Origin of the sequence: Vibrio sp. 10N.286.51.E5 (assembly GCF_041469125.1) — a bacterium.
GTDB classification, from domain to species: Bacteria; Pseudomonadota; Gammaproteobacteria; order Enterobacterales; family Vibrionaceae; genus Vibrio; species Vibrio crassostreae_C.
In genome coordinates this window covers 1-3,335 of record NZ_JBFRJZ010000140.1, presented here as the reverse complement: position 1 = coordinate 3,335, position 3,335 = coordinate 1, and the positions used below count along the sequence as shown (strand labels likewise).

The following is a 3,335-nucleotide window of genomic DNA, read 5'->3' as shown; positions in this document are numbered from 1 at the left end:
TGACGCCATTGATACTCATGGATAGCTTCAGCTTCAAGACCACAAAGGCACTTAGCCTCAGAGTTAGGTTTAAGAGTCAGGGTAATCAGTGATGCTGTTTGGTGAGACTTTACTATTTGAAAGCCTTCCCAGAATGAAGATAGGAAAGTATGATTCGGCATGAAAACGGTAGTTTGTGTATGATTTTTGTTTGGCGACTAAACCATATCACTTACTACCGTTTTTGTTTTTAGTTCCCTCTAATCCGCGATGAACCAAAACTTTGACTCCCGGCATAAGGGAAATCGTACTTAGAAAATAGAGTTTGATGGTATCTCTATCTGGCAGGGTTGTAGTTTCGGCTAAAGCATAATGACGAGCCCATAAAGTAGGGCTCGTCATAGTCAGTGCTTTTCAAGGTAGCTCATAATCTAGCTTAAACAGATCAACTAGAAGATATATCGCCAATTCGCCCAACCCGCTAGGTTGTTGTCATCACTGCTGCCATCCCGGTATTGAATAAAGCTATATTCTGCTCCCAGTTCAATTTCGCCTCTAGTGATTGGGAATAAGTAGCTGAAATCAATGTTCCATGTATCTTCACCATTCGGCGAAACTTTGTTACCTCCACCTTGCGCTTCGTTAATATTACTATTGTCTTTATTCAGCTCTAAGTAACGAATATTGGCTTTCCATCGATGGCTTGTTTGATGGCTAAACCCGATAAAGCCAAGTGTGTAGGTGTTGGCATCGTTATCGTAGGTTGAACCTAGCACACGGTCTTGATAGCGGTAGCCTGTTTTATAGGTACTATGTTCATAGGCGCAGTTGAATACCCCACCACACGTCGGCATGGTTTCAGAGTATTCAAAAAACGTGGTAATGCTTTGCTCTGCCAGCTCATAAGATACATCGGCACCGTAGAGGTAGCTCTTGGCTTGGAAAGGAGGAAATCGATCCAATCTTACTGCGTCCTCTCCCATTGATTCCCAATATAAGCTGTATGGAACGCCGCGGAATGTGTCCCCCCACCTTGCATCAACAGAAGCAAGTTGGTTGGCCGGGTTTTCTGATTCATATTCATTGGTATCACCAACCAACATCTTCCACCAAGTATCTAGGTCACAAGACTTCTCAAAGCCACTGCCTGAATTAGTGCCACAGAGCTGCGCCGCTCGCGAAACCCCAAATTCAAAGTTAGGATGGGGCTTAATGGTACCGCGGAACGTCCAAAGTAATGTATCTTCCATATGACGTTCGTCATCCATCCAACCCACACCTGTCGTCATTGTCCATGGCCCTAGCCATTCCAATACTGGCACACTGAACGCTTCTGGGTTGTGGCGAGTAATGTTAACCGACGCTAATGGACGTGCGTTGGTGCTCATGGTGAGTGCAGTATCCCAACCAGGGCCATACCATTGCTGCTGGTATCCTGCACTCACAACCCAATTACCTAGAATCGCTGCAATATAAGAGCCATCTAAACGAACGTCTTCATCATCTTGCGCATCATAAGCGTAAGTCGCTTCGACATTAAATGCCCACCAATCACCTTGATTATTGTAGCCCGCAGTCACTTCGCCTTTTTCACGCGTTGGCGTGCCAAAATGCTGGAAGCGTGATGCTTCTGAAGCCGCGCCTGCTTCTAACTTAACATTGCTGCGTTGTGAGTGGCTGAATGCTCGAGTGACTCGGCGCACCGCGTCGGTTTCCATTGCTGTCTTTGCTTTGCCGGAGTTGGTACGAACATCATTGATGACCCCATCCCACATTAGTGGGTAAGTGGTAATCGGCACAGTGATAACACCCGCATTGGCCAGCAATTGAAGGTCGGCTCTAAGGTGTAAGTCGGTAGGCTCAATCCAAGGTTTGGCGTAAGAAAGGGGTGAGAGCACTAGAGTAGAGAGAGCCAGTCCTCTGGCAATGTTTCGAATTGGTCGGTCCATAGTCACTAACGTTTTAAATGAAATTACCTTAGATAATACAGGAATAGGGTATTGGGCAACAAGCAACCAGTCTGAGATTGTTAGAGATGAAATGGATATTATTTGGTAAACTATTAGACATAAAAACGAAACAATTCTTGGAAAGATAGAATATGAAAATTGCAATTGCAGGTACTGGCTACGTAGGCTTATCTAACGCGATGTTGTTGGCTCAGAACCACGAAGTGGTTGCGGTCGATATCATTGAAGAAAAAGTTGCATTATTAAACAGTAAACAATCTCCAATAGTAGACACTGAAGTTTCAGATTTTTTGGCAAATAAAAAACTAAGCTTTACTGCAACGCTCGATAAAGAGCTTGCGTATAAAAACGCTGAATATGTGGTGATTGCGACACCAACCGATTATGACCCACAGACGAACTACTTCAATACCAAATCAGTAGAGGCCGTGATCAAAAATGTTATGGCGATTAATCCAAATGCTGTAATGGTGATTAAGTCAACGGTACCAGTTGGTTACACTAAGCGTATTTCAGAAGAAATGAACTGCAAGAACATTTTGTTCTCTCCAGAGTTTTTACGTGAAGGACGTGCTTTATTTGATAACCTTCACCCATCTCGCATTATTGTTGGTGAACAATCTGAACGTGCTAAGGTATTTGCAGAATTGTTGTTAGAAGGTGCGATAGAGAAAGAAGTACCAGTACTATTTACTGACTCTACTGAAGCGGAAGCGGTGAAATTGTTCTCGAATACTTATCTTGCCTTACGTGTCGCTTATTTCAACGAGCTTGATACTTACGCAGAGACGCATGGTCTTAATGCTCGTCAGATCATTGAAGGTGTTGGTCTAGATCAGCGTATCGGCAATCACTATAACAACCCATCATTTGGTTATGGTGGTTACTGTTTGCCAAAAGACACGAAGCAGCTTCGTGCAAACTATGAAGATGTACCTAATGAAATTATTGGTGCTATCGTAGATGCGAATCGTACACGTAAAGATTTTGTCGCTGATTCCATCATCAGTCGCAGCCCTAAGCGTGTCGGTATCTATCGCCTTATTATGAAGTCAGGTTCCGATAACTTCCGCGCATCCAGCATTCAAGGTGTGATGAAGCGAATTAAAGCAAAAGGCATTGAAGTGGTGGTTTACGAGCCTGTATTGAAAGAAAAAGAGTTCTTCCACTCTGAAGTAATTAATGATCTTGAAGAGTTTAAAGCTACCTGTGATGTGATTGTTTCTAACCGCATGGTCGATGAGATTCGCGATGTAGAGGAAAAAGTTTATACTCGCGATCTATTTGGCAGCGACTAATAATTTAATAGCTTAACTATGTGAGCTCTCATAGACAGAACCTTAAGCACTAAGCTCAGCGTAAATTCCGTCTAACGTAATGTTTTCT

The 3,335-nt window shown here is 43.4% G+C and carries 2 protein-coding genes; one reads left to right on the top strand and one right to left on the bottom strand.

What is annotated here, in order from left to right:
* Positions 1-428: 428 nt before the first annotated feature.
* Positions 429-1,928 (bottom strand): capsule assembly Wzi family protein, encoded by a 1,500-nt coding sequence (locus AB4161_RS23125; protein ID WP_372084478.1) that lies wholly within the window; start codon positions 1,926-1,928, stop codon positions 429-431.
* 152 nt (positions 1,929-2,080) lie between these two features.
* On the opposite strand from AB4161_RS23125, the gene AB4161_RS23120 reads away from it, so the two are divergent.
* Positions 2,081-3,247: a nucleotide sugar dehydrogenase gene (locus AB4161_RS23120; protein WP_372084477.1), complete on the top strand. Its 1,167-nt coding sequence runs from the start codon at positions 2,081-2,083 to the stop codon at positions 3,245-3,247.
* Positions 3,248-3,335 lie beyond the last annotated feature (88 nt).